The following is a 26,530-nucleotide window of genomic DNA, read 5'->3' as shown; positions in this document are numbered from 1 at the left end:
AGTGGCAACGTTGGCTAATACCTTACATAACCTATTCGCTACCCCAGCCGGTAAGGCCATACTGTGTCTAACGTATCCAATGCCGCTCTGATAGTCGGCTCCGCGGCACGTTCTTTGCGCCATATCATGCTAAGTGCGCAGGGCAGACGAACATTTTCGGCTACAGCCAAACCGCTTTCCTGGCGTTCGGCCATTGCCAGCGCGTCCCTAGCTAAGCTTAGACCCACTCCCGCACGTACTAAATCCAGCATACAAGCTTCTTGGTCTACTTGGGCAACCCTATTAGGTGTGGCGCCACTTGGGGTTAGGACGCGCTCTAGCAGCCGGTGGTGTGCCGAGACCGAGGGCGTGACTATCCAGGGAAGTCTGGCTAGAGCTTCCCAGCGGGTATCCATCAGTTTGGTTTCCCAGCCTGCTGGGGCAATTACGTGATAGTGGAAGTGGGTCAGCTCACGCCAAGCAAGGATTTCGCTTCCTGATCCTTCGCCGGGAGGGGCGAGAAAAAAGCCCACATCCAGTTCGCCTTGCTCTACTTTCGTTAATACGTTGCCACTCATCCCATGGTGCAACTCGGTTTCCAATTGAGGGGCGCGAGCCATCAATCGGCTGAGAAATTTGCCCAGCCGAATAAATTCCGGGTCAACAATCGTGCCGATTTTTAGTTTTCCTCGCAGGGTGCTGTGCAAAGCGCTAGCGCGTTGCTCAAAGGCCAGGGCGCTGGCCAGGGCATTTTCTGCGGCGGGCAATAATGCATAGCCATCGGCGGTTAGCGTTAACCCCTGAGGGCGACGGGTGAATAGGGTTAACCCTAAGTGCTGCTGAAGTTGCTTCAACTTTAGACTGACGGCGGGTTGAGTCAGGTATAGCTGGTCAGCTGCCCGTGAAACGCTTCCGGTACGTGCGACGGCTACAAATGCCCGTAGCGCTGAGTTTTCTTGCATAAGCGAGCACCTGTTGTCGTTATGTTATTTGAAAAGCTTATATCTGGGTTAAGAATTACTCAATTGATTGCCTCGCAGAGCTGGTTAATCTGTCACTACTTAATTCGTTATTTTAATCTGCTTATAAAGGTAGCCAAATGACAACAACCACTATTCATCATTTCATTAACGGGCAGATCAGTCAGGGTAGCTCGGGTCTTTCTCAAGATGTCTTTAATCCTGCGACGGGTAACGTTACCGGAAACGTGGTTCTTGCCTCTGCATATGATGTAGATAGTGCTGTGCAAGCCGCTAAAGCGGCATTTCCTACTTGGGCCGATACCCCGCCCATTCGCCGGGCACGGGTAATGTTCAAGTTTTTGGAGCTGCTCAACGCCCATAAAGATGCATTGGCGGAAGCAATTACTAAAGAGCATGGCAAAGTGTTTACTGATGCCCAGGGCGAAGTTGCCCGAGGGATTGATGTCGTTGAATTCGCTTGCGGTATCCCTCAGTTGTTAAAGGGCGACTATACCGAGCAGGTAAGCACCGGTATTGATAACTGGACCATGCGTCAGCCATTGGGCGTGGTGGCTGGCATTACGCCGTTCAACTTCCCTGTCATGGTACCGATGTGGATGTTCCCCGTGGCGATTGCTGCCGGTAACACCTTTGTTCTTAAGCCTAGTCCGCTTGACCCCAGCGCCTCGCTGATGATTGCCGATCTGCTCAAGCAGGCTGGTCTGCCGGATGGTGTGTTCAATGTGGTTCAGGGCGATAAAGACAGCGTTGAAGCGTTGATCGACCATCCGGATGTTAAGGCGTTGTCGTTTGTTGGCTCTACGCCGATTGCTAACCTGATTTACGAGCGCGGCGCTAAGCACGGTAAGCGGGTGCAAGCACTGGGTGGCGCTAAAAACCATATGGTAGTGATGCCGGATGCCAACTTGGATAAAGCCGTGGATGCCTTGATTGGCGCTGCCTACGGCTCGGCGGGCGAACGTTGTATGGCAATCAGCGTGGCGGTGCTGGTGGGCGATGTGGCGGATGGCGTGGTGGCTCAACTGGCGGAACGTGCCAAGGCGCTGAAGGTTAAAGACGGCATGCAGCTGGATGCGGAAATGGGCCCGATTGTCACACGTCAGGCTCACGAGCGGATTACCGGTTACCTTAATAAAGGTGTAGAAGAAGGCGCACACTTGGTGGTGGATGGCCGAGAATTCGATGCCGCGCAAACCGGTGACGGCTGTGCCGAAGGCTTCTGGATGGGCGGTACTCTGTTTGATCATGTCACCCCCGAGATGACCATTTACAAAGAAGAGATATTCGGACCAGTGCTGGCCTGTATTCGGGTGCCGGATATTGCCACTGCCATTCAACTGATCAATGACCATGAATTTGGTAACGGAGTGAGCTGCTTCACTGAGAGCGGTAGCGTTGCGCGGGAATTTGGTCGCCGTATTCAGGTGGGCATGGTCGGCATCAATTTGCCCATTCCGGTACCCATGGCGTGGCATGGTTTCGGCGGTTGGAAGCGTTCGCTGTTTGGCGATACGCATGCTTATGGCGAAGAGGGCGTGCGCTTCTATACCAAGCAGAAATCCATTATGCAGCGCTGGTCAGACTCTATTGATTCAGGCGCTGAGTTTGTGATGCCTACGGCGAAGTAACGCCATTACGTTACGGGAGCCCGTTCATGTCACATGTTACTAATAATAACTTCGATTATATTGTGATCGGCGCAGGCACCGCAGGGTGCCTGATGGCAAATAGACTCAGCGCCAATCCAAATAATAAGGTGCTGCTAATTGAAGCAGGCGGGCCAGATAACTACCACTGGATTCATATTCCGGTGGGCTATCTTTACTGCATCAACAACCCGCGCACTGACTGGCTGTTTCGTACCGAACCAGACAAAGGGCTCAATGGCCGCTCACTGATTTATCCCCGGGGTAAAACGCTAGGTGGCTGTTCCAGCATTAATGGCATGCTTTATCTGCGTGGTCAGGCACGGGATTACGATCACTGGGCCGAGTTGACCGGCGATGACGCCTGGCGGTGGGAGAACTGCTTGCCAGATTTTATGAAACACGAAGACCATCACCGTTTGGATGAAGGCGGTGATGGCGATGCCGATCATCGCCGTTACCATGGCCATGGTGGCGAATGGCGGATCGAAAAACAGCGCTTAAGCTGGCAAGTATTAGATGATTTCGCCGAGGCGGCGGTGCAAGCGGGTATTCCGCGCACTGACGATTTCAATCGTGGTGATAACGAAGGCGTTAACTATTTTGAAGTCAACCAGCGCAATGGCTGGCGCTGGAATACTTCTAAAGCGTTTTTGCGGCCGATCAAGCAACGCACCAACCTAACGATATGGCACTCTACCCACGTCAATCGTCTGTTATTTGAACCGCAAGATGGCCAACCGCGCTGCGTAGGCGCAGAGCTTCTACGCGAGGGCAAAACGCTTAGTGTGGCGGCTAATAAAGAAGTTGTACTGAGTGCCGGCGCTATCGGTTCGCCACAGATTCTACAGCTTTCCGGTATTGGCGCGCCCGAGCTATTGCAACAACACGGTATTGATGTGGTGGCAGCGCTACCTGGCGTAGGCGAAAACTTGCAGGACCACTTGCAGATTCGCTCTGTCTATAAAGTGAAAGGGGCAAAAACGCTTAATACCATGGCCAGTACTCTACTGGGTAAAGCCAAGATTGGTTTGGAGTACGTGCTGAAACGTAGGGGGCCGATGAGTATGGCGCCTTCTCAGTTATGTATCTTTACGCGCAGTTCTGACGAGTATCAGCACGCCAACATCGAGTACCACGTACAGCCATTAAGCCTTGACGCGTTTGGCCAGCCACTGCATGGGTTTCCTGCGATTACCGCCAGTGTCTGCAATCTTAACCCCACAAGCCGTGGCTCGGTAAGGATCAAAAACCGTGATCCACAAACGGCGCCCGCCATTGAGCCTAACTACCTGAGCACGGAAGAAGACCGCAATGTGGCGGCAGACTCATTACGGGTTACGCGGCGGATTGCCGAGCAGCAGGCATTCGCTAAGTATCAGCCAGAAGAGTTTAAACCTGGGTTGCAGTATCAAAGCGACGAAGAACTAGCCAAATTGGCGGGCGATATCGGTACCACGATCTTTCACCCAGTCGGGACGGCGAAAATGGGCCGCGATGACGACCCGGGGACCGTGGTGGATTCCAAGCTGCGTGTTAAGGGAGTGAGCGGTCTGCGAGTAGTGGACGCCAGTATTATGCCGACCATTACCAGTGGCAATACCAACTCACCTACCTTAATGATTGCTGAGAAAGCAGCAGGGTGGATGGTGGCAGCGGACTAGTCATCACCCTGACATTTTTTTTAACTATAGTATTGACGTGCGGCTAAGTTAAGCGCATGCTGAATGCAGTTGGTTAGCAAGTCGAACGTTGTCAGCAGTATCGAAACGCCCAAGCGTTTAGTCTGGTGAAAGTTTCTTGTTCTACCCACTGCAACTCGGGTATTACCCGGCTCTACATCAAGCTACATCGAGGATTTCGATCATGGCAACTGGTACCGTTAAGTGGTTTAACGACACTAAAGGCTTCGGCTTCATTTCTCCGGACGACAATGGCGACGACCTGTTCGCGCATTTCTCTGAAATTCAAGCTGACGGCTTCAAAACTCTGCAAGACGGTCAGAAGGTTTCCTTCGACGTTACTCAGGGTAAAAAAGGCCTTCAGGCTTCTAACATCAAAGTTCTTTAATTAGAAACGATGATGTTCGCTGTTAGCGCGTAACGCTAATATGCTAAAAAACCCCGCGAAAGCGGGGTTTTTTCGTTTTTATCTAATCGGTATCCTGTTCACGCCTCACGCCTCACGCCTCACGCCTCACGCCTCACGCCTCACGCCTCACGCCTCACGCCTCACGCCTCACGCCTCACGCCTCACGCCTCACGCCTCACGCCTCACGCCTCACGCCTCACGCCTCACGCCTCACGCCTCACGCCTATATTCTTTTTTGTTCTTACTGTGTTTCTAAAAATAACTTTTTAGAATATCTTCGAGGCGGCACAATGCTCCTAAGATTTTAGGTTAGGGATGCAGGATATGTCGCTGGATGCTTGGATAGCCGTGGGGGTAGTGCTGACTATCTTCCCGTTAATGACACTGTCTCGACTGGGGCCAGACATTATTCTGCTTGGTGCCGTCGTGGTGTTAATGACCTTGGGGGTCATTGACCCGCAGCAGGCGCTGGGCGGTTTTTCTAACAGTGGCTTGTTTACCGTGGCCTTCATGTATGTGTTGGTTGCCAGTATTCGTGAAACGGGTGGTATTGACCTGATTATTCGCTATGTACTGGGTCGTCCTAGCAGTGAGCGGGGTGCACTTGTTCGGCTGCTGTTACCCGTGGCATCGCTGAGCGGTTTTCTCAATAACACGCCCGTAGTGGCTACCTACATCCCTGCTGTAATGAGTTGGAGTCGACGACTAAGGCTTTCTCCTCAACGGCTTTTAATGCCGCTCAGCTTTGCTTCCATTCTAGGCGGTACCATTACACTGTTTGGTACCAGTACTAACTTAGTTGTGCATGGTTTGCTAGTAGAGCGCTATCCCGCGCTTGAGATGGGGCTATTTGATTTAGCGTGGGTAGGTGTCCCTGTTGCGCTGGTGGGTCTTGCTTATCTTATCTTCTTAGGGCCACGCTTATTGCCCTCACGAGAGGGGATGTCAAAAGCGTTTGCTAACCCTCGCGAGTTTACTATCGAAATGGAAGTTGATCCTGCGGGGATACTGGTTGACCGTACGGTGGAAGAAGCTGGGTTACGCCACCTTCAAGAACTTTTTCTAGTCGAAATTGAGCGTGCAGGTAATGTGGTGAGTGTAGTGGGGCCAGGCGAGCAGCTAAAGGCAGGTGACCGACTCGTTTTTGTGGGCACCTCGGACGCCGCTGTAGAGCTACAGCAGATTCGTGGACTCATTCCTTCTCGTGATGCGGCGTCGAGTTTGGAAAAAGAGTTTAAAGAGCGGCGCTTGGTTGAAGCGGTGGTATCGAACCAGTGTCAGTTTATTGGACAGCGGATTCGTGACGGCCGTTTTAGAACGCTGTATGGCGCTGCTGTATTAGCAATCTGTCGTGGTGGTGAGCGGGTAACCGGCAACTTAGGCCAAGTCCGTTTGCAACCTGCTGATGTGCTGCTGTTAGAAGCACGCCCTCCGTTCATTGAGCGCCACCGCCAATCGAAAGACTTTCTTTTAATTAGTGAGTTGAACGGTTCAGCGCGGCCTGTTCATGAAAAAGCCCCGCTGGCATGGGCGATTTTGTTGGGGGCGGTGCTGTTGGCGGCATTAGGTGTCTTAAGTATGCTCAATGCTGCCATGTTGGGCGCGGCGCTAGCGTTATTAACCGGTTGTTGTTCCGTGGGGGCTGCTAAGCGTGGCCTGGATACGCAAGTGTTGCTGACCATTGCAGCATCTTTCGGGGTAGGGGCTGCGCTGCAAACATCCGGCGCGGCGGATTTCCTGGCGGGCAGTGTTCTATCGTTGGTGGCGGGTAACCCGCTGTTGCTATTAATTGCCACTTATTGCGTCGTGGCAATGTTAACCGAGTTGGTGACCAATAATGCTGCTGCGGTGATCATTTTTCCGGTGGTCATGGCAGCAGCAGAAAGCCTGGGGGTTAACCCGATGCCCTATGTGGTGGCGGTAATGTTTGCTGCCTCGGCGAGTTTTTTGACACCGATTGGTTATCAAACGAACCTTATGGTGCATGGCCCTGGCGGCTATCGGGTCAGTGATTTCTTGCGTGTTGGTGGTGGCTTAAACCTATTGACGGGGGCCATTGCCTTAACCCTTATTCCAATGGTTTGGCCGCTTTAAGCAGGCAAATGACTCGCCCAACGCGTCACTTTACGCTAGGGTGGCGCTTTTAACGTCAGCAAGGAAAGAGCCCATGACAGCCCCAGGCGAACTGATTATTGAACCGCAAAATGGTCAACCCGCCGATGCGTGCGTGTTTATTATTCACGGGTTGGGTGCCGATGGGCACGATTTCGAGCCGCTAGTGCCAGCCCTTACGCTACCGGACTCAGCGCATGTGCGTTTTATTATGCCTCACGCGCCGCGCTTGCCGGTCACTATTAATGGCGGCATGGTGATGCCCGCGTGGTACGACATCCTCGCAATGGATTTGGGGCGTCGGGTGGATGAAGCGCAACTAAAAACGTCTGCTGAACGCATTCAGGCACTGATTGAAGAGCAGATTGATCAAGGAATCGACAGCCGCCGCATTATCGTAGCGGGGTTTTCTCAGGGAGGCGCAGTCGCTTATCAGGCGGCGCTTTCATTCCCTCAGCCTCTTGGCGGACTGTTGGCCATGTCGACCTATTTTGCGACGGCCGATAGCATCAATTTAGCTGAATCCAATCGTGATATTCCCATCGAAGTACATCATGGGAATTTCGACCCCATCGTTCCTGAAACTTTGGGCCGCAGTGGTGTCGAACGCCTAAAAGAAATGGGCTACACGGTTAATTATCGCCAGTATCCGATGGCGCATGCGCTATGCCCGCAGCAGGTAAATGATATTGGTAAGTGGCTGAGCGAGCGGTTGGGCTAAGTGGGTAAGCAGTACCGAGGTCGTGGAGCTGGCGTACCTGGTGATATCCCTCGTGAGGGGTGGCTCGATATTATTTGGCGTGTAGTGCGTGCTGCACGTCGGGACCGGATTACTATCTTTGCAGCGGGCATCGCTTTTTATGCCCTGCTGGCGCTATTTCCGACCATTGCCGCCGTTATTTCTCTTTGGGGTTTGCTGTTTGATCCTGTTGAGGCAGGCCGTCAGCTTTACGAAATTAGCCGCTTTATGCCACCGGATGCGGCAAATTTGATTGACCAGCAGGCTCAAGAGGTGGTCGAGACGACGGAGTCTGGCAATGTGACGACAGCACTTGTGGGGCTGTTAGTGGCCATGTACATCGCATCGAAAAGTGTTTCCATATTAGTGGTTGGCTTAAACGTAGTGTATGGCGAACACGAAAAGCGGCCGTTATTACTGCGTGGTGTCGTGCTGGTATCGTTGACCTCTGGTTTGATCATAATGACGCTAGTGTCACTGGGGTTTATCGCCATTGTGCCGATAGTGGTTGATGCGCTGACGATTGAGCCACCGGTGGATAGTGTTTTGAAATGGCTGCGTTGGCCCGCGCTGTTGTTACTGATGAGCGTGCTTATTGCTTTGCTGTATCGTTACGCGCCTTATCGACGTTCTGCCCAGTGGCGCTGGTTAAGCTATGGCACGCTGTTTGCCACCACTATGTGGTTACTAGGCTCAGGTGGCTTGTCGCTTTACGTACGTTACTTTTCTACCTTTAGTGAGCTGTATGGCTCTCTTGGTGCTGTTGTGGCGCTAATGCTGTGGTTTTGGCTGTCAGCGTTTGTGGTGCTGTTTGGTGCTGAACTCAACTGCGAAATGGAGCGCCAGACCTGCAACGACACAACGGTGGGGGCTGCTCGCTCACTTGGCGAACGTCAGGCATTTGCTGCCGACACGGTAGGTGTTGAAAACCCCTGGAATAGCGAAAATGTTGATACGCGACACCAGTTGCAGGATAAATGACCCCGACAGCGATATGCACCAATCAACATCGCCCAGCAAAGCTGGGCGGTGTTGTTTAGTGGAAGTGTGAATCGGTAGGGTTTTTGCGGAAAACGTTACAAAAGCTCTTCGGCAGCCAGTGCCAAGCGTGAACGTTCAACGCTTTTCAGGGTGATATGCCCAGCATGGGGCCAATCCCTAAATCGTTCTACAACAGCAGCCATGCCACAGGTGTTGGCGGTGAGGTAGGGCGTGTCGATCTGGCCAACGTTGCCTAAACAGACAATTTTGGTATTTCGGCCCGCTCGGGTTACCAATGATTTAAGCTGTTTGGGGGTAAAATTTTGCGCCTCGTCAATAATCAAGAACGTATCGTTTAAGGTGCGCCCACGCATGAAGCTCGGTGCGCGAATCTGAACCCTGGAGCCAATTAACTGCCGAGTAGCACCATTATCCCAGCTAGATTCCCCTTCTTCGTTACGCAACAGGTTGTCCATATTGTCGTGGAAGGCACCCATCCACGGCGACATTTTCTCCTCTTCGGTGCCCGGTAAGAAACCGATATCTTCGCCCATGGGAATCGGCGCACGGGTAAACACAATGCGCTCAAATAGTTTGGCATCCAGTGTTTGCTGGAACGCTGCGGCGAGTGTCATAAAGGTTTTGCCGGTGCCTGCATTACCAGCAATGGTGACCAGATCAATGTCCGGGTCCATTAGTAGGTTGAGGGTGAAGTTTTGGCGACTGTCGTGGGCATGAACGCCCCATACGCCCGCATGGTGACGGTAGTTGGTAAGTAGCTGTAGTCGGGCAGTTGACGGTGAAAGTTCACGGACAATGGCTTCAAACTCGGCGCCATTTTCGCTATCGGATACCAGCATGCCGACATGCCAATGGCGAGGCATGTTGCCACTTAGCTGATAAAAGGTGTGGTGGTCGATACGCTCAACGGTGACGTCGACATTGAGCGCTTCCCACAGCGAAGCACCATCCTGTCCCGCGGTGGCGTAAACCTGCGCACCTTCAATCATCGCATCGCTGTCAGAGAAAGCGCGGTCATTCAGGTAATCTTCCACCGGTACTTTTAGCGCGGCGGCTTTTACCCGTAGGTTGATATCTTTGGTGATCAGGATAACGGAAGCATCCGGACGCTCATCGCGTAGCCGGCAGGTCTCCGCCAAAATTCGGTTATCGGGGCTGTCATCAAGGGATTCGAAGGGTTTAAGGTCGTTGTAGCACAAAAAATGTAGGCGGCCCGATTCACCACTGATGCGGGGAATGGGAATGCCTTTCTGGATTTCGTCGAAGGTGACTTGGCTGGTTAAGTCGGAAAGCGTGCGGCTAATTTGCCGCGCCGTACGGGCGATCTCTCTGATGCCGTTTTTATGCTTATCTAGCTCCTCGAGTACAGTCATGGGGATAACGACGTCGTGCTCATCAAAGTGGTAGAGCGCGGCGGGGTCGTGGATAAGGACATTCGTGTCTAGGACATACAGCCTAGTCGCTTTCTTATCGAGTCGTACCATCGTGGAAACTACTCCTTAGTTGACGGCAACATCGACACTGGCAGATGCACTTTACGCTTAGATGACACTCACCTGTGCCGGTTCTCTAGCGTGTCCTTTTGATCTCCTTATGTAGCACTTTTTTACAAGTTCCTTAACAGAGTGGAAGGCATAAGCAATTTTTTCCAATGCTCTATTTCAACGTTATTACAAAGCATCAACGGGTAGTGCCTAAAAAGCGTGACACTTTCGTTAGCAGTGCTGTGGCGACCACTCCCAGGCTTTCTCCTTCTACGTAGCGATAATAGTGGCTGTCCAGGGCGAGATCATGATTTAGCGCGCAAAGCTGATGGCTTTCTATGGCTTCTTTCACCAATGGGTAGGGTAGCAGTGCCCAGCCAGTGCCATTGATGGCGGCATCGCGAATGACCTCAAACATGGTTAGCCCTAGATAATTTGTCGAAAAAAGTGCCTCACTGACTAGTTTATCGCCCTGCTCATAGGTTAAGCACACCTGAGTATATTGGGCGAGATCGTCGCGGGTAACACTGGGTAAGCGGCTTAGCGGGTGCGACGTTGCCGCTACTAGGCACATGCTCACCGGTGCAAGGTTACTGGCATTTACGTCGGCACCCTCAGCGGTATACAACCCAAAGGCGATATCAACGGTTTGGCGAAGGACGAACTGTGGGTGCTCTTGGGGAGGTAATAAATATACCGAGATGGCCGTAAGCGGATAGCGCTGCTTTAAATCGTGCATGACTTGTCGCCAAAATGCTTCGGGCAACGCATCATCCCTGGCAATGCACAGCTGGCTTTCTACGCCTTGCAGGTGCTGTTGGCAGTGTTTTTTGATTCGGCTGGCACTTGTCAGCAGTCGGTAGCAGTCCGGCAGCACGCTTTCACCTACCGCAGTGAGCTGTAGGCTATTGCCTGAACGCTCGAACAGCACGACCCCAAGACTATCTTCTAAGGCATTCACTGTGGCACTTAGCGTGCTGCGTTTTATCCCTGTGTGTCGTGCGGCCGCCGCAAAGGAGCCATGTTCAGTAACGTCAATAAACGCCTGCACTTGTTCTGCGCGCATAGGTTACTCCGTGGAGAGCCAAAAAAGTTGGCGCTGAGCGATTGGTGAAACGTTAGTGTACTCACTATTATGCGTTGGGTTTAACACACTTTACTGGAGTATTTCGCGTGACCCCCTTTGTCGCCGAGCGCCGTGCGCTCAGATTTTCTGCTGTCTCTGCCAGCCTGTTCGCCTTTACCGGCCTTGCACTCGGGCTTGCCAGTGGATCAATTACTATTTTATTCGATAGTGGCTATTCGCTATTAAGTTTAGTGCTGGCGTCGCTGTCGTTGTTTGCGTTAAAGCAGGCGCGCAAACCGGCAGATAATCATTACCCCTTTGGGCGGCTGACCGTAGAGCCGTTGGCTGTGCTGCTTAAAGGCGTAGTGATCGCGTTAGTGTGCCTGTTCTCAATAGTGTCTGCTGTGTGGAGTCTTGCGCAAGGCGGGCGGCTGGTAACGTTAGATCTTGCGTTGATGTTTGGCGTGGTGAATGTGGCAGGCTGTTTACTGACCTGGTGGTGGTTGAGCCGTTATGCCCGAATTGCGCGCTCTTCACTGCTAGCTGCCGAGCTGCGTCAGTGGCAAATGGACACATGGCTTAGTGCCGCCGTGATGCTGGGCTTTGCGCTCACGTGGGGATTAACGCTGACCCCTTGGGCTCATCTGGCGCGTTTTGCCGATCCTGTGATGGTGCTGATTATCGCCGGCTACTTCTTGCCGATGCCTATTCGCATGATGCGTGGCGCGCTGCGCGAATTGATGTTTGGCGAGCCGTTGGGTAGCGTTCGCCAGGACGTAGTACAAGAGGTGGCAGACTTCGATATTGCCAATGACGACGTACGTTTAGCTCAGGTTGGCAGCTTCTTGATGGTTGATATTCAACTGGATATGCAACAAATCAATGATGCGGAGGAGATTGTTGAAAGTGTAGAACAGCACTGCAAACAGCGTAATCTGCGTGCAGTGACCAGCATTACATTGGTAACTTAATTTATTAGCAGCAGAATAGGCAGCAGTGACAGCGCTGCCGCAACCTGAGACGTTGCCGATAGGCGTTTAGTCGTTTGCTCTCTTTTGAGGCTTACCTTTGCGCTGGGTGCTTGCCATCTCTTCAAGTTCCTCTTCGCTCATTGAGTCATACATGTCTTTGGAGGAGTCATAAAGTTCACTAGGCTTTGTTTCACCACGCTTGGCAGAAAGCGCCGCCCCCGCAGCTTTCTGCTGTGCTTTGGAAGTTGCTTTCATAGGTCGACTCCTGTCAGTTGACTTCCTTAAACCAATCACGATATTAAGCTTAGCAGAGAGAAGTGTCCTTTCCAGACGAGCTGGCGATGTTAACTTAAGAGAATTCCATGACACCGGCGATTAATAGCGCGAAACACGCGGGAATTGCGTTTCAGATCCATGAGTATCAACACGATGCTGCTGCGCAATCTTACGGGCTGGAGGCAGCTGAAAAACTGGGTGTTGCCGCTCAGCAAGTGTTTAAAACCTTGGTAGTTACCCTGGATGGTAAGCAGTTGGCAGTTGGTATTGTACCGGTCACCAGCCAGCTGGGGTTAAAGCAAATTGCTAAAGCGGCAGGGGCGAAAAAAGCGTCAATGGCGGCGCCAGGTGACGTGGAGAGGACCACGGGGTATGTGCTTGGTGGTGTTAGCCCGCTGGGCCAGAAAAAGCGTCTGCCTACGTTTATCGACGACTCGGCGCAGACATTTTCGACACTTTATGTAAGCGCGGGGCGACGTGGGCTGGAGATTGAGCTTGCTCCGAACGACTTAGCAGCGTTATGCCAGGGGCATTTTGCGGCGCTAGCAACTACGCTTTCCTAATATCTGATTTACTATCTATGGGGCTAGCAACCACACATCTATGAGCCTAGCAACCACCCATGCTGTACCGTTCGCCTATCCTTGCCAAGGCATAGGTTGGCGCTTTCTGGTATGGTGCTTCACATTATAGGTTTGCTGGGCAATATAGCCCCTTCAGGATAATTTTGTGTCTGACACTTCTTTTGCATCGCTTGCGCTCTCTCCTGCGCTTTTAAGCAACTTAGATTCCCTTGGCTATCACGCAATGACGCCTGTACAGGCGCAAAGCCTGCCACCGATGTTGGCGGGGCGTGATGTGTTGGCTCAGGCCAAAACGGGGTCGGGAAAAACCGCTGCCTTTGGCTTGGCACTGCTGGCTGAGTTGCGCGTAGAAGCATTTGCTGTACAGGGCCTTGTGCTGTGCCCCACCCGAGAGCTCGCCGACCAGGTGGCCGAAGAGCTACGTCGTTTGGCGCGTGGGTTGCCCAACGTTAAAGTGCTTACCCTATGCGGCGGAGCGCCGTTTGGGCCGCAGCTAGGCTCCTTGGAACATGGTGCGCATATTGTCGTGGGTACGCCGGGACGTATCGACGAGCATTTGCGCAAAGGCTCGTTGACACTGGGGTCGCTTACCACCTTGGTACTTGATGAAGCCGATCGTATGCTCGATATGGGTTTTCAAGACACCATTGATGCGATCATTGATGAGACCCCAGCTGATCGACAAACGCTGCTGTTTAGTGCGACATTCCCAGACGATCAGGCTTCAGGTGGCCTGACTGCTATGACTCGCGGCATTATGCGTGAGCCAGTGATGGTCAAAGTGGCCGAGGTTCACGATGCCACTACTATTGATCAACACTTCTATGACGTTGCTAATGAAGAGGCGCGTTTCGCGGCCCTTCAACAGCTGCTACTGGTTTATCGGCCAGCGACCAGCGTGGTGTTCTGCAACACTAAACGCGAAACTCAGGCGGTGGCTGAGCAACTGGTGGATGCTGGTTTTAGTGCCGTGGCGCTCAACGGCGACTTAGAGCAGAAAGATCGTGATCGTCGCCTAATTCTGTTTGCTAACCAAAGTGCGTCTATTCTAGTAGCAACGGATGTTGCTGCGCGCGGTTTAGATATTGCTCAATTAGATGCGGTGTTTAATTATCAGATTGCCCGTGAGCTTGATGTTCACGTGCATCGAGTAGGGCGAACCGGGCGCGCAGGGGCTAGCGGCATTGCCTGTACGCTGGTAACACCTAAAGAGCACTATCGGCTGGAGCGGTTGGAAGGTTTGCTAGAACAACCGATTACCACTGAACCCTTGCCCAAACCCAAGCATTCAGTGCCATTTGAACCGCCTATGGCAACACTACAGTTAGCGGGTGGTAAGAAAGACAAGCTGCGCCCGGGGGATATCCTGGGGGCACTAACCAGCGAAGGTGGCCTGCGTGGTGATCAGGTAGGCAAGATTAAAGTGCTGGCCCGCAGTGCCTATGTGGCAGTGGAGCATGGGGCTGTTCAAAAAGCCCAGGCTAAACTTGAACGTGACAAACTTAAAGGGCGCGCTTTCCGCGTTCGCCGTATTCGCTATTGATCGATTAATGATTGTGCACAGATAGTAAAGAGGAGCCGACGCAGCTAACCATGAAAATCCCTAAGCGATTACAGCCTCTGGTCGATGATGGAATGATCGACGAGGTGCTGGTGCAGTTAATGAGTGGTAAAGAGGCGCAGGTGTATGTCGTGCGCTGCGGTGAAGAAGTACGTTGCGCCAAGGTCTTTAAAGAAGCTAAACAGCGCAGCTTTAAACAGGCCGTGCAATACCAGGAAGGGCGCAAAGAGCGCAATAGTCGTCGTTCGCGCGCCATGGCCAAAAAGACCCGCTACGGTCAAAAAGAGCAGGAGCAGGCGTGGCTGAATGCGGAAGTCGATGCGCTATATCGTCTTGCTGCCGCTGATGTACGTGTGCCTGAGCCACATGGTTTTGTTGATGGCGTACTGCTCATGGAAATGATCAGCGATGCCGAGGGAAACGTAGCGCCACGTTTGGACGAAGTGACCCTAACCGAGGAGCAAGCGCTGCGCTATCACGCCAAAGTGATTCAAGACGTAGTGCGAATGCTTTGCGCAGGTTTGATCCATGGCGACTTATCTGAATTCAACGTGCTGGTTGACGCCGAAGGGCCGGTGATTATCGATTTGCCCCAGGCGGTGGATGCGGCGGGTAACAATAGCGCGGCGGCAATGCTAGAGCGCGATGTTGATAATATGCGCGCCTACTTCGGTCGTTTCGCCCCCGAACTACTGACTACCCACTACGGTAAAGAAATGTGGGCCTTGTATGAAGCAGGTAAGCTACATCCTGATAGCAAGCTGACTGGCCATTTTGAACTTGATAGCCACATAGCCAATGTCGATGAGCTATTGGAAGTAATTGATGATGCCATTGAGGAAGAGGCTGATCGTCAGGCGCGCATGCGCGGTGATGATGACGAAGATTAAAAATAGAGGTACTTAGCGCCTAACATCGGGTACTTAACGCCTAGCGTTTAACAATCAGTACTTAACAAGAGGCTCTTTACACCTAGCTCTTAACACCCTAAAGCCCTTAGCAGTGGTAAGCTAACGTTTACGCTTAGCAGGTTAACAATTGCGTTTTAACGTTAAAGGTTAGGGTGGAGAAGAGCGTGAAAGGCATCCGTGTCAGCGCAGAAAGTGCAAAGGGACTTGTAACATCGCTTGCCGTAGGCGCTGTGGGCGGCGTCGTTTTTCATCTCACCGGTTTACCGCTTGCCTGGATGCTAGGCCCACTGATCGCCAACCTGCTGGTATCGGCAAAAGGAATTAACGTTGGCGTACCGGAGCCGCTGCGCAACGTGTTTTTAGCGGTTATGGGATTGGTGCTGGGCAGCCAAGTAACCCCTCAACTTGCCCATCGAGTACTGGACTGGCCAATCTCAGCAGCACTCTTGCTGGCAGGTGTTGCGGCATCCACCGCTGTTGCTGCGGCGTGGTATCGTCGCTGTGGCTTCGACCCGGTCAGTGCTTGGTTTGGTGCATCGCCAGGGGCAATGACGGCAATGATCATGCTCGGCGATCAATGTGGCGGTGACCCGCAACGCATCGCCATTGCCCAGTCGCTACGAATTATTCTCGTCATCCTATTTCTTCCTCCCCTGTTTTGGGCATTTGAAGGCGGTGCTGGTGACATTGGGCCAGCCCAGGCTATCCTTGAGCACGGCTGGATGCTGCTCACGATTCCTTTCTTATTACCCGTGGGCCGGTGGCTGCGCATTCCAAGTTCGGCGTTACTTGCGCCGCTTATTATGGCGGCCTTGCTATCTGGGTTTGGGCTGGCAAGCCTTACGTTGCCTAGTTGGGGAATGAACCTCATGTTATGGGTGCTAGGCAGCGCGATTGGCTCGCGTTTTCAAGGCATGACACGACGCCTGCTCGGGCGTTATTTATGGCAGTCGGGGGTGGCGACGCTGCTTGCACTGGTGGTGTTAGCACTGTTTGCTGAACTTATCCATCAGCTGTTGGGCGTGCGCCGTGACGTAGCCCTATTAGCGCTGGCTCCCGGTGGCATCGGTGAAATGGCTATTCTTGCTGTCGCGCTTAATATCGATCCTGTGTTTGTAGCATTTCACCACTTACTGCGTATGGTCACACTGATGATCTTGGCCCCTTTTTGGGCTCGTTGGCTATTGCGTCGCCAATCTTCTTAACTACATCTGTCTATTAAGGTAACGAAAGGACTTTCTATGTTGTCACGTACGCTAGCGCCGCTGTTCCGTTACTTTGAAAGGCGGGTGAACCCCTATCCCGAAGGTGAGGTTGCCACGCCACCAAAAGGTCTGCTGCCGTTTATTTGGCATTTTTCGCGCCCTGTATGGCCGTGGCTATTACTGATGTCGGTCGCGACTGCCTTGGTTTCCGCGGCGGAGGTGGTGTTTTTTAGTTATATGGGCGACTTGGTCGATTGGCTGGGTAACGTAGAACGCGCGAATTTCTGGTCGGATCACGGGCTTTGGCTGGCAGGCGTGGGCTTGTTAGTGATTATCGGCCTGCCGCTACTGGTACTGGCGCAGTCTCTGGTGACCCACCAAAGCATCTTCGGTAACTACCCGATGATCGGCCGCTGGCTTTCTCACCGCCATATGCTTAGCCAAAGCTTGGCCTTTTATCAGGATGAGTTTGCAGGGCGAGTGTCGCAAAAAGTCATGCAAACAGCGTTGGCTATCCGTGAGACTGTCACCAAAGTTATGGATCTAATGGTTTACGCCATTGTGTACTTCACCGGGGCGGCAATTTTATTAGGCCGTGCAGACCCGTGGCTGTTGCTGCCGCTGGGGCTTTGGTTGATCGGTTATTTAGGCATTATGCGCTTTTTTGTCCCGCGCCTGCGCGACGTTTCGATGGCTCAGGCCGATGCTCGTGCCCAGATGACGGGGCGCGTGGTTGATAGTTACAGCAATATCCAAACGATTAAGCTGTTTGCTGATACCGAACGTGAACAGGGCTACGCCAAGGATGCGATGCAAGGTTTTATGGACACGGTGCATCGTCAAATGCGGCTAGTCACCATCATGAGTGTTTGCCTGACGCTGCTCAATACGCTGCTACTGGTGGGAACGGCGGGTATGGCGATTAGCGCTTGGTATTTTGACGCTATTTCTCTGGGCGTGTTAGCGATTGCGATAGCCCTGGTCATGCGTATCCGCTTTATGTCGGATTGGATTTTATGGGAAGTGGCCGGCCTGTTTGAAAATATTGGTACGGTGCAGGATGGTATGAATACCATCGCCCAGGAGCCCACGATCAAAGATGCGTCGAATGCCAAAGCGCTTGCGGTGCCCTATGGCGAAATTGTGTTTGATGCGCTGCGTTTTCAGTACGCCCAGGCTAAAGGTGAAAGTAAAAACGTCTTTGACGGGCTGAGCCTGACGATTAAACCTGGCGAAAAAATTGGCTTGATTGGCCGATCCGGAGCGGGTAAATCCACCCTGGCCAATCTGTTGCTGCGCTTTTATGACTTACAGGGCGGGCGTATCCTGATTGATGGACAGAATATTGCTGACGTCACCCAGACTTCATTGCGTCATCAGATTGGCATGGTGACTCAGGATACCTCGCTGCTGCACCGTTCGCTGCGAGATAATATTCGCTACGGTAGCCCTCATGCCAACGATGATGATGTGTGGCAAGCGGTGTGTCGCGCCCATGCAGATACGTTTATTAACGAGTTGGTTGACCCTAAAGGGCGGCGCGGTTTAGACGCCCATGTCGGCGAGCGCGGCGTTAAACTCTCCGGTGGACAGCGCCAGCGTATTGCCATTGCTCGCGTGTTGCTTAAAAACGCCCCGATTCTGGTGTTGGACGAGGCCACCTCAGCGTTGGATTCCGAAGTGGAAGCCGCGATTCAAGAGCAGCTCGATTCGCTGATGGAAGGCAAAACGGTGATCGCCATTGCGCACCGACTCTCTACCATTGCGATGCTTGATCGGTTAATTGTGGTCGATGAAGGTCGTATAGTGGAAAGCGGCACACACCAGGAGTTGCTGGCACAGAACGGCATTTACGCCAGCCTGTGGCAGCGCCAGTCCGGGGGCTTTTTAGGGCACGATCTTGATCTTGGCCTTGATACTGACCCCAGTGCCCTCATTTCATATTAGACCAGTCGTTTACTAGGCTTTTTAGTACTCTTTTAAGTACTAGGCGTTTTAAACGACATGTGTTCAATAGGAGGTAGTGATGCAAGCCATTCAGCTTCGAGAGCCCGGCGGTTTAGCTAAACTGGACGTGGTTGAACTAACGGCGCCAGGTGAGCCTGGTCCCGGTGAAATTAAAGTACGGCTGCGCGCCAGCTCACTTAACTTTCATGACTATGCCGTGGTGGTGGGGATGATTCCCACCGCAGATGGCCGTATTCCCATGTCGGATGGTGCCGGTGTGGTCGAAGCGGTTGGGGAAGGCGTTAGCGAGTTCGCAGTCGGTGATGCAGTTGTGTCGACGTTTTTCCCTGATTGGCTGGAAGGGACCGCGCGAGTAGGCGACTTCACCACCACGCCAGGGGATGGCATTGATGGCTATGCTCGCGAGCAAGTAGTGGCCGCCGCTACCTCGTTCACCCATCAGCCGCAAGGTTATAGTCATGCGGAGTCTGCGACGCTAACGACCGCAGGCTTGACCGCTTGGCGGGCATTAGTCGTTGATGGTGGGTTAAAAGCAGGAGACACCGTGCTGGTGTTGGGCACTGGGGGTGTTTCCATTTTTGCGCTACAGTTTGCCAAGATGATGGGCGCGCGGGTAATTGCTACATCGTCTTCTAATGAAAAACTGACCCGCCTGCGCGAACTGGGCGCTGAACACACCATTAACTATAAAGAAACGCCTGACTGGGGCAAGGCCGTTAAGGCGTTAACGAATGGTGAAGGCGTCGATCATGTTGTTGAAGTAGGTGGCCCTGGCACACTGCCGCAATCGATTGATGCGGTGAAAGTTGGTGGGCATATCGCGCTGATTGGTGTGCTAACCGGTCGGGAAGGTGAAATACCAACCGCCAAGCTGATGGCTAAGCAAGCTAAGCTGCAAGGTCTTATTGTGGGTAGTCGTCGTCATCAAATCGAGATGATTCGTGCTATCGAAGCGGCTAATTTGAAGCCGATTATTGACCGTGAGTTTGCACTGAGCGACATTGCCGATGCCTTCCGGCACCAGGAGTCCGGGAAACACTTCGGCAAGATTTGTCTGACTTTCTAGCTAGGCGGCGCTTATCACTTGATTTAGTTAACTTTTTTAGTTTTGGAATGTTACCATTGCACGCCCACTGAGTAGTGGGTGTGCAAAAAAGGTCACGTTTCTAAGCGGCTATACACGACGCCTTTGACTTCAAGTTCCCAAATATCATCATAAGGAACGGTTACTCCGTCGATATCGCCTGGGTCACCCGTGCTGTTTTTGATCTGCGTTTCAGGAATGACCTTTAACCCCGTGAAGCCTACGTGTTGAATACGTGCGCTAAATCGATTTCCCTCGTGGTCGATCAGCACCCGCTCGCCTGCAATGCACTTTGAAAGCTTCTCATGCAGTTCTGCCATAGTGACGTTCACTACGCTCATTGTCGCCTCCTGCGCTTTGCTCTCATATTAGTTAGCTACTGTATAACGACTTTATTCTAGTCGATAAGTTCGGCTAACCCCTCAATGACAATATGAGGCATGCTAACCTTAATCCACTTATTTATGTTCGAGGCGGCATATGACGCAGCGCTCAACGAAGACTGCTTTTTCGCCATGGGAAATGGTGGCACTTGAGTCGTTTCAAACACCAGAGCAGACCCAAGCCAGCCAGTGGCGGCGTAGTTGGCGAGCAGCAACTACATGGATAGTAGGTAGAGAAGCCTCGGAACGCCAAGCAAAAGAAGAGAGTGAGCTGCGTAAGTTATCTGAAGTCGCACTTTCGCACTGGGTGCCCGCTATTGATTGGACGTCGGCGGCTCGTGCTCTCAGCCAAGTAACGGAAGGGTATGTTGATGCGCCAGTCGTGCTGTTTATTTCACCACCTCATGGTGGTCACGAAGCTGTCGTTAGCCATTGGGCGCAGCAGCAGGGCGTTAATTGCATATCTGCACCCACCCTCAACGAGCTCACAGAGGGTTGCCTAAAGTGGGTCGAGCGCTGTGGTTCCCAACATAAGTGGGTAATCCCCGCCTTAGAGCGGCATTTTTTACGCCATACCCAAGGACTGCAAGGCGTCCGTGAATTGTTAGAGCGGGCGTTAAGCGGTCGTTTGGGGCAGGGCGTGATTGGTTGTGATAGCTGGACGTATGCCTATCTGCAGCATGCGGTGGGTTTGGAAGGCGTACCTGTGGTTACCCTGCAAGCGCTAGAAGGCGAGCAACTGGCACACTATTTTGCTCAGTTGGCGGATGATGGTGGCGTCCGCCCGACGGTGTATAGCTCCCGTACGGGACAGCCGATTCTTTCTGGCGTTAGTAAAGATAGCGCTGGCGGTGAGCGCTCCTATAAAGAGTTGCAACGCCTAGCAGCCCACTGTCGAGGGCATTTAGGTATTGCTTGGCACTACTGGCGAGAGCGACTGCGCGAATCGGCGGGAAATGGGGATAGTGGCCGTTCACAAGAGCAGTCTGAAGGGCAGCCAAAAGAGCCGTCAAAAGAGTCTTCAAAAGAGCTATGGCTATTGGATGCGTTGGCGGAAGCGGAATTAGCGTCGGATACGGGGGATGTGGCAACGCTGTTGCTGCATACACTGCTCATTCATGGGGGACTAGAGGATCAAGCGTTAGGGGATGTGCTGCCATTCTCAAGTCATGAAGCGCTAAACGCACGGTTAGCACTTGCTCGCCAGGGAATTCTCCGTTGCCATCAAGGGCGTTGGCAAGTCGCCCCATTAAGCTACGCAAGCGTGCGGCAACTGCTGGAATCGCGAAACTATCTAGTTGACCCGCTTTAGGAGCTTATATGGACGATCAAGAGCAGTACGCCAAGCTGTTTAATGATATTGATAGTCAAGCGCTGATTACCTTAGGAGTCATTCTAGCGAGTACGGTGCTATTGATTATTGTCAGCCAGAGAGGATTGAACTGGTTAGCCAATCGCTTGCATGGCCAAGTACGTTTTAGAGTATTTGCGCTGGTGCCACTCACCCGGTTATTGATTTTAATTACCGCACTGGCTGTGGCTGTACCTATCGTTATTGAGCCTTCATTGCGCAATATGGTAACGCTGCTGGGGGCCATTGGCCTAGCGATTGGCTTTGCCCTAAAAGATTACGTAAGTAGCTTGATTGCCGGAGTAGTATCTGCCGTTGAATTGCCCTATCGGCCAGGGGATTGGGTCAACATTGAAGGGACTTACGGCGAAGTAAAGCACGTTGGTATGCGCACAGTAGAAATAGTAACGCCCGACGATGATTTGGTGGCGGTGCCTCATCTTAAACTTTGGGATTCCGCTATTTATAACGCTAACAATGGCGACGTTAGTCTTCAGTGCGTGGCAAGTTTTTATCTTCACCCGGAGCACGAAGCTGGCTGGGTGCGTAAAGCATTACGAGACGTCGCGTTAACCAGTGCTTACCTTAAGTTTGATAAGCCGATTATTGTCGTAGCGGAGGAGAAACCTTGGGGCACGCATTACCGTATTCGCGCTTATCCGGTGGATCCTCGGCAGCAGTTTTTATTTATCACCGATTTGACCGTGCGCGGTAAACAAGTGCTAAGCGCAGCGGGCGTTACTCCGGCGTTGTTACCGCCTGATGCAGCCTTGGACTCACAGGGCGCCGCTAGTTAATGACAGGCGACCTGTGGTCGCCGACGATATAGGTGCCGACGACCACAAGGGGGCTAACCGAATGACGGTTTAAGCAGTTGCTTCCGGTAGTTCGGCACTGTGGAAGACATTCTGAACATCGTCCAGCTCTTCGAGCATGCCCAGCAGTTTCTCAAACATCACCACGTCATCGCCGTCGATGGGCGTGGGGGTTTGTGGTAAGAATTGGATTTCGTCTACTTCGAAATCAATTTCACCGAAAGCATCCAACAGCGCTTGTTTGGCTTTAGCGTAATCGGTATGCGGCGCAAACACCGTGATACGTTCCTCTTCCTGCTCAATGTCGGTAACGTCGACATCGGCTTCCATGAGGGCTTCAAGCACAGCTTCTTCATCACTGCCCGCAAACGAAAAAATCGCGCAGTGATCAAACATGTGACTAACGCTACCGGGAGTGCCAATTTTGCTTTTCGTTTTGGTAAAGCAGCCGCGCACATCACCAAAGGTGCGGTTGGGGTTGTCGGTCAAACAGTCGACGATCACCATCACGTTACCGGGACCAAAGCCTTCATAGCGCGCTGGTGAAAAGTCTTCGCCGCCTGCGCCGCTCGCTTTATCCAAAGCTTTATCGATAACGTGAGACGGCACCTGATCTTTCTTAGCACGCTCCATTAAACCGCGTAGCGCAAGGTTACCGTTTGGATCTGTGCCGCCTGCTTTAGCGCAGACGTAAATTTCACGTCCATACTTGCTGTAAACCTTGGTTTTCGCAGCGGCCGTTTTGGCCATGGATTCCTTACGGTTTTGAAACGCCCTACCCATATTGAAGTCCTTTATTAGCCATGAACCGCCTGCATAGCAGGCGTCATCGTTTTCAAAAAGGGGAAAATTTTACCCAACAGCGTACCATGCTAACAGCGTTATTTAAGGGGATGGATTTATTCGCTAAACGCTTGTGCGACTGTCGTATACTCAGCCAACCTACATTGTTGTCTTTCAAGGAGAGAAAAATGCCGTTGTCACTCTGGCTATCGCTGGCCGCTATCTGTGCCATGGGGGCGATGTCACCAGGACCTAGCCTGGCACTGGTACTGCGCCATACGTTAGGAGGTGGTCGCTTACCCGGCATGACGGCTGCGATCTTTCATGCGCTGGGCGTTGGGTTCTATGCGTTGCTCACCGTATGGGGCTTAGGTGCGCTTATTGTGCGCCATCCAGATTTATTTCAACTAGTGACATGGTGTGGGGCGGCCTATTTAGCCTGGCTTGGAATAAAAGCACTACGGGCGGGCAGAGGTGGAGCGCTATCCCCCGATGCCGCAGTGACGACGCCGCGACAAGCTGCCAAGGAAGGGGTGCTGGTGGCGCTGGGTAATCCCAAGTTGATCATTTTTTTTGTGGCGCTATTAAGTCAGTTCGTGACGCCTGAAATGAGTGTCCTTGCCAAGGCAATTATCGTCGCAACTGCGATTATTATTGATGGGGGCTGGTATGTTTTAGTAGCAGTAGGGCTTTCACACTCTCGTGTATTGCCTTGGCTCCAGCGCCATGCCCACTGGATCAATCGAATCACTGGGGTGCTGCTTATTGCACTGGCGCTGCGCGTTGTTGCAGGGCCGATTAGTTGATAAGCCGCACTGGTGTAACTGCCAATGCCGTGGCATGGTAAAGCCTATGCTGGTGGAGTCATTTAGGGGGCCTTGCGATGATGATTTATGAGCAGGATTGTTATACCCATCAAGGCAAGCCATTTAACTTGCGGGCGCTGCGCGGGCAAGTGTTGTTGGTCGTTAATGTGGCCAGTAAGTGTGGCTTTACCCCGCAGTTAAAAGAGCTGGAAAGTTTGTACCAGCGCTACCGAGACCGTGGCTTTACGGTGCTTGGCTTCCCCTGTAACCAGTTTGGTAAGCAGTCGCCGGAGAGTGCAGAGGCTTTCTGTATCTTCGGCGAACAGCAGTTTGGCGTCAGCTTTCCACTAATGGAAAAAGTGTCAGTGAATGGTCCAAACGCCCACCCACTGTTTGTGGTGCTTAAACAACAAGCACCGGGCGTGTTAGGCACCAAAGCGATCAAGTGGAATTTTACCAAGTTCTTGGTGGGACGCGATGGCAGGGTGATCGCGCGGTTTGCTCCCAAGGATCATGGTCTGTCACTGCGGCTTGCGCTGGAAGCCGCCCTTGATAAAGAGTAAAGAGCAAGCTAAACGGTTAGAGCTCGCCACGGTTAACCATTAGTCGCTGCATTAACTCTACCCAGCGATGACGAACCATCATCGTGGTTAATCCAGAAAACAGCGCCCAACTTTTGCGCCGCCAGCCTTTCAGGCGCAAGTTGTGGCTTACCAACTGCTTCATCAGCGCATAGTCATCGAATTTTCGCCATTCACTGGCAATAGACAGCTGGTGCCTCGCCATCACTGGAGCAAGCTCCAAGCGGAACATCCACTCTAGCTCTTTCAGCGACATATCATGCTGTTCGATCATCTCAATCATATGGGCGTAGTCACGCTCGCTCGGCTCACGGTCCAGCCATAGCGGCGCAAGAGCAAGCCATAGGTCGCCGCGTTCATCGACTAGCTGCTGTGCGTTCATCAGGGTCTCGTCGGCAAGGAGTTGTCTGGTCGCTATCCTGCCGTGAATGGCGAAGAAGCTCAAGAGCGGACAGGGCGCGTCTAGACCGCTAGAATACCCCCACACGGTAATGGCACTGCCATGCTGATAGCGACATCAATCTGATAAAGGGGTCCAATGTGATCATTAAACCAAAAGTGCGTGGCTTTATCTGCACCACCACTCACCCTAAAGGCTGCGAGCAAAACGTTCTGGAACAGATCGAAGCGACCCGTGCGCGTGGTTTAGATAGAAGCCAAGGCCCAAAAAAGGTGTTGGTGATTGGTGCTTCTAGCGGCTACGGCTTGGCAGCGCGTATCACGGCTGCCTTTGGTTATGGCGCTGATACCCTAGGTGTTTTCTTTGAAAAGCCTAGTAGTGAGAAAAAAACCGGTACGGCTGGTTGGTACAACAGTGCCGCATTTGACAAGTTTGCCAAGCAAGAAGGCCTGTACAGTAAATCAATCAATGGTGATGCGTTCTCTAACGAAGCGCGTGAAAAAGCCATCGAGTTGATCAAACAGGACATGGGTGAAGTTGACCTGGTGGTGTACTCCCTAGCTTCACCAGTGCGCAAGTTGCCAGATACTGGGGAAGTAAAGCGCTCGAGCCTGAAGCCGATTGGTGAAACGTATCGCGCTACCGCGATTGATACGAATAAAGACGCCATCATCGAGGCAGAAGTCGAGCCTGCCACTCAGCAAGAGATCGACGATACCATCACAGTAATGGGCGGTGAGGACTGGGAGCTATGGATGAGCGCCCTGGACGACGCGGGTGTGCTGGCGAAAGGCGCGCGTAGCGTAGCGTTTAGCTATATCGGTACTGAAATTACCTGGCCGATTTACTGGCACGGTGCGTTGGGTAAAGCGAAAGAAGATCTTGATCGCGCCGCGGCTGCGATTGATGCCAAGCTGAAAGAGACAGGCGGTGGTGCCAATGTTGCCGTACTTAAGTCGGTCGTTACCCAGGCGAGTGCCGCGATTCCAGTCATGCCGCTGTATATCGCCATGGTCTACCGCATCATGAAAGAGCAGGGCCTGCATGAAGGTACGATTGACCAATTAAACCGTTTGTTTGGTGAGCGTCTCTATTCTGGTCAGCATGACGATATGGCTACTGACGACCAAGGCCGCCTACGTCTTGATGACTGGGAGCTGCGTGACGACGTACAAAAAGCCTGCCAGGACCTATGGCCAGCCGTCACGACAGAGAACCTATTCGAAATTACCGACTATGCTGGATATAAGCACGAATTTTTGAAGCTGTTTGGCTTCGAGCGTGATGACGTAGATTACGACGCAGATGTGAACCCTGATGTTCACTTTGATGTCGTTACACTATAGCGCTAAGCGTGACGAGGAGAGTTAATCGCCGCGCTGTTGATCATCTAACCGGAAAGCGAGAGGTGTTGTATGGATACCAAGGAAAGCAAAACCCGGGAAGAAGAGATAGAGCACGTAATGAATGAACGTCTGCCTGAGGACTATGAAACATCTCAGCCGCAACGGCAGCCAGAAGCGAAAAAGTCCCCTAACGGGCTACATAAGGTGCTTCCTTTAGTCATTATCGTGATGGGCATTATCGTTGCGGGCATTGTCATCCTGGGGCTTGGCAATAGCGGCGGTTAACCAAGACACATACTCCTTCTGTTGCCGGGCCTAGTGCCCGGCAATTTTGTATTTATGCCTCCTATTTTAGTTTTAAGAGCCATAGCGCTGCCTTCACTTGCGCAATTGGGTAAGATGG

26 protein-coding genes are annotated in these 26,530 nt (G+C 52.5%); 19 read left to right on the top strand and 7 right to left on the bottom strand.

What is annotated here, in order from left to right; genetic code table 11:
* Window positions 1-38 precede the first annotated feature (38 nt).
* Window positions 39-941, bottom strand: coding sequence for a LysR family transcriptional regulator (locus tag J4377_RS13235; protein ID WP_253485862.1), 903 nt, complete (start codon window positions 939-941; stop codon window positions 39-41).
* A 137-nt stretch (window positions 942-1,078) separates the two neighbouring features.
* Here J4377_RS13235 and J4377_RS13230 point away from each other — a divergent pair, with 137 nt between their 5' ends.
* From J4377_RS13230 to J4377_RS13205, 6 genes are all read left to right on the top strand, one after another.
* Window positions 1,079-2,590: a CoA-acylating methylmalonate-semialdehyde dehydrogenase gene (locus tag J4377_RS13230; RefSeq protein ID WP_253485861.1), complete on the top strand. Its 1,512-nt coding sequence runs from the start codon at window positions 1,079-1,081 to the stop codon at window positions 2,588-2,590.
* Window positions 2,591-2,616: 26 nt separating this feature from the next.
* The gene (locus J4377_RS13225) at window positions 2,617-4,272 is read left to right on the top strand and encodes a GMC family oxidoreductase (protein WP_253485860.1); all 1,656 of its coding nucleotides are present in this window, start codon (window positions 2,617-2,619) and stop codon (window positions 4,270-4,272) included.
* A gap of 202 nt (window positions 4,273-4,474) precedes the next feature.
* Entirely contained in the window at window positions 4,475-4,678 is a 204-nt protein-coding gene (locus J4377_RS13220) for a cold-shock protein (protein ID WP_009101184.1), read from the top strand.
* Between the two features lie 345 nt (window positions 4,679-5,023).
* A complete protein-coding gene (locus J4377_RS13215; protein ID WP_198348999.1) occupies window positions 5,024-6,793 on the top strand; it encodes an SLC13 family permease in 1,770 nt (589 codons plus the stop codon).
* Between the two features lie 73 nt (window positions 6,794-6,866).
* The gene (locus J4377_RS13210) at window positions 6,867-7,532 is read left to right on the top strand and encodes an alpha/beta hydrolase (protein ID WP_038477392.1); all 666 of its coding nucleotides are present in this window, start codon (window positions 6,867-6,869) and stop codon (window positions 7,530-7,532) included.
* A complete protein-coding gene (locus J4377_RS13205; protein WP_038477389.1) occupies window positions 7,533-8,531 on the top strand; it encodes a YihY/virulence factor BrkB family protein in 999 nt (332 codons plus the stop codon).
* A 95-nt stretch (window positions 8,532-8,626) separates the two neighbouring features.
* Here J4377_RS13205 and J4377_RS13200 read toward each other — a convergent pair whose 3' ends face one another.
* Both J4377_RS13200 and J4377_RS13195 read right to left on the bottom strand, forming a co-directional pair.
* The gene (locus J4377_RS13200; RefSeq protein WP_253485858.1) at window positions 8,627-10,036 is read right to left on the bottom strand and encodes a PhoH family protein; all 1,410 of its coding nucleotides are present in this window, start codon (window positions 10,034-10,036) and stop codon (window positions 8,627-8,629) included.
* Window positions 10,037-10,232: 196 nt separating this feature from the next.
* Window positions 10,233-11,102: a LysR family transcriptional regulator gene (locus tag J4377_RS13195; protein ID WP_038477383.1), complete on the bottom strand. Its 870-nt coding sequence runs from the start codon at window positions 11,100-11,102 to the stop codon at window positions 10,233-10,235.
* A 107-nt stretch (window positions 11,103-11,209) separates the two neighbouring features.
* Here J4377_RS13195 and J4377_RS13190 point away from each other — a divergent pair, with 107 nt between their 5' ends.
* Complete coding sequence (locus tag J4377_RS13190) at window positions 11,210-12,073, top strand: cation diffusion facilitator family transporter (protein ID WP_253485856.1); 864 nt, start codon at window positions 11,210-11,212, stop codon at window positions 12,071-12,073.
* Window positions 12,074-12,139: 66 nt separating this feature from the next.
* Here the strand turns inward: J4377_RS13190 and J4377_RS13185 are convergent, their stop codons facing one another.
* On the bottom strand, window positions 12,140-12,328 hold the full coding sequence (locus tag J4377_RS13185) for a DUF3008 family protein (RefSeq protein ID WP_038477378.1): 189 nt from the start codon (window positions 12,326-12,328) through the stop codon (window positions 12,140-12,142).
* A gap of 107 nt (window positions 12,329-12,435) precedes the next feature.
* Here J4377_RS13185 and ybaK point away from each other — a divergent pair, with 107 nt between their 5' ends.
* The 6 genes from ybaK to J4377_RS13155 all read left to right on the top strand — a co-directional run bounded on the left by ybaK (window position 12,436) and on the right by J4377_RS13155 (window position 19,644).
* Window positions 12,436-12,912: a Cys-tRNA(Pro) deacylase gene (ybaK, locus tag J4377_RS13180; RefSeq protein ID WP_253485855.1), complete on the top strand. Its 477-nt coding sequence runs from the start codon at window positions 12,436-12,438 to the stop codon at window positions 12,910-12,912.
* Window positions 12,913-13,078: 166 nt separating this feature from the next.
* Complete coding sequence (gene dbpA, locus J4377_RS13175; protein WP_038477372.1) at window positions 13,079-14,476, top strand: ATP-dependent RNA helicase DbpA; 1,398 nt, start codon at window positions 13,079-13,081, stop codon at window positions 14,474-14,476.
* 50 nt (window positions 14,477-14,526) lie between these two features.
* Window positions 14,527-15,384: a PA4780 family RIO1-like protein kinase gene (locus tag J4377_RS13170; RefSeq protein ID WP_095603924.1), complete on the top strand. Its 858-nt coding sequence runs from the start codon at window positions 14,527-14,529 to the stop codon at window positions 15,382-15,384.
* 185 nt (window positions 15,385-15,569) lie between these two features.
* Complete coding sequence (locus J4377_RS13165; RefSeq protein ID WP_120386515.1) at window positions 15,570-16,610, top strand: AbrB family transcriptional regulator; 1,041 nt, start codon at window positions 15,570-15,572, stop codon at window positions 16,608-16,610.
* Between the two features lie 36 nt (window positions 16,611-16,646).
* On the top strand, window positions 16,647-18,557 hold the full coding sequence (locus J4377_RS13160) for an ABC transporter ATP-binding protein (protein WP_269438820.1): 1,911 nt from the start codon (window positions 16,647-16,649) through the stop codon (window positions 18,555-18,557).
* Window positions 18,558-18,636: 79 nt separating this feature from the next.
* Window positions 18,637-19,644: an NAD(P)-dependent alcohol dehydrogenase gene (locus J4377_RS13155; RefSeq protein ID WP_198349004.1), complete on the top strand. Its 1,008-nt coding sequence runs from the start codon at window positions 18,637-18,639 to the stop codon at window positions 19,642-19,644.
* Window positions 19,645-19,736: 92 nt separating this feature from the next.
* Here the strand turns inward: J4377_RS13155 and J4377_RS13150 are convergent, their stop codons facing one another.
* Window positions 19,737-20,003, bottom strand: coding sequence for a hypothetical protein (locus J4377_RS13150; protein ID WP_038477356.1), 267 nt, complete (start codon window positions 20,001-20,003; stop codon window positions 19,737-19,739).
* 139 nt (window positions 20,004-20,142) lie between these two features.
* Here J4377_RS13150 and J4377_RS13145 point away from each other — a divergent pair, with 139 nt between their 5' ends.
* Both J4377_RS13145 and J4377_RS13140 read left to right on the top strand, forming a co-directional pair.
* Complete coding sequence (locus J4377_RS13145; RefSeq protein ID WP_253485854.1) at window positions 20,143-21,357, top strand: hypothetical protein; 1,215 nt, start codon at window positions 20,143-20,145, stop codon at window positions 21,355-21,357.
* 8 nt (window positions 21,358-21,365) lie between these two features.
* The gene (locus J4377_RS13140; protein WP_038477351.1) at window positions 21,366-22,193 is read left to right on the top strand and encodes a mechanosensitive ion channel family protein; all 828 of its coding nucleotides are present in this window, start codon (window positions 21,366-21,368) and stop codon (window positions 22,191-22,193) included.
* Window positions 22,194-22,262: 69 nt separating this feature from the next.
* Here the strand turns inward: J4377_RS13140 and J4377_RS13135 are convergent, their stop codons facing one another.
* Window positions 22,263-22,994: a YebC/PmpR family DNA-binding transcriptional regulator gene (locus J4377_RS13135; protein WP_038477348.1), complete on the bottom strand. Its 732-nt coding sequence runs from the start codon at window positions 22,992-22,994 to the stop codon at window positions 22,263-22,265.
* A gap of 188 nt (window positions 22,995-23,182) precedes the next feature.
* Here J4377_RS13135 and J4377_RS13130 point away from each other — a divergent pair, with 188 nt between their 5' ends.
* Together J4377_RS13130 and J4377_RS13125 are read left to right on the top strand one after the other, a co-directional pair.
* A complete protein-coding gene (locus J4377_RS13130; RefSeq protein WP_051626348.1) occupies window positions 23,183-23,800 on the top strand; it encodes a LysE family translocator in 618 nt (205 codons plus the stop codon).
* Between the two features lie 77 nt (window positions 23,801-23,877).
* Entirely contained in the window at window positions 23,878-24,363 is a 486-nt protein-coding gene (locus tag J4377_RS13125; protein ID WP_231657558.1) for a glutathione peroxidase, read from the top strand.
* Between the two features lie 16 nt (window positions 24,364-24,379).
* On the opposite strand, the gene J4377_RS13120 is transcribed toward J4377_RS13125, so the two are convergent.
* Window positions 24,380-24,763, bottom strand: a complete 384-nt coding sequence (locus J4377_RS13120) for a hypothetical protein (RefSeq protein ID WP_253485853.1) — start codon at window positions 24,761-24,763, stop codon at window positions 24,380-24,382.
* Window positions 24,764-24,921: 158 nt separating this feature from the next.
* Between J4377_RS13120 and fabV the strand changes: the two genes are divergently transcribed.
* A complete protein-coding gene (gene fabV, locus J4377_RS13115) occupies window positions 24,922-26,127 on the top strand; it encodes an enoyl-ACP reductase FabV (protein WP_038477340.1) in 1,206 nt (401 codons plus the stop codon).
* A gap of 69 nt (window positions 26,128-26,196) precedes the next feature.
* Complete coding sequence (locus J4377_RS13110; RefSeq protein WP_038477338.1) at window positions 26,197-26,412, top strand: hypothetical protein; 216 nt, start codon at window positions 26,197-26,199, stop codon at window positions 26,410-26,412.
* The last annotated feature ends 118 nt before the right edge of the window (window positions 26,413-26,530 follow it).

The sequence above is a fragment of the Halomonas sp. XH26 genome, from assembly GCF_024138895.1.
GTDB classification, from domain to species: domain Bacteria; phylum Pseudomonadota; class Gammaproteobacteria; order Pseudomonadales; family Halomonadaceae; genus Vreelandella; species Vreelandella alkaliphila.
Note: the sequence above shows the minus strand (reverse complement) of the source record. Positions and strands in the feature narration are given on the sequence as shown.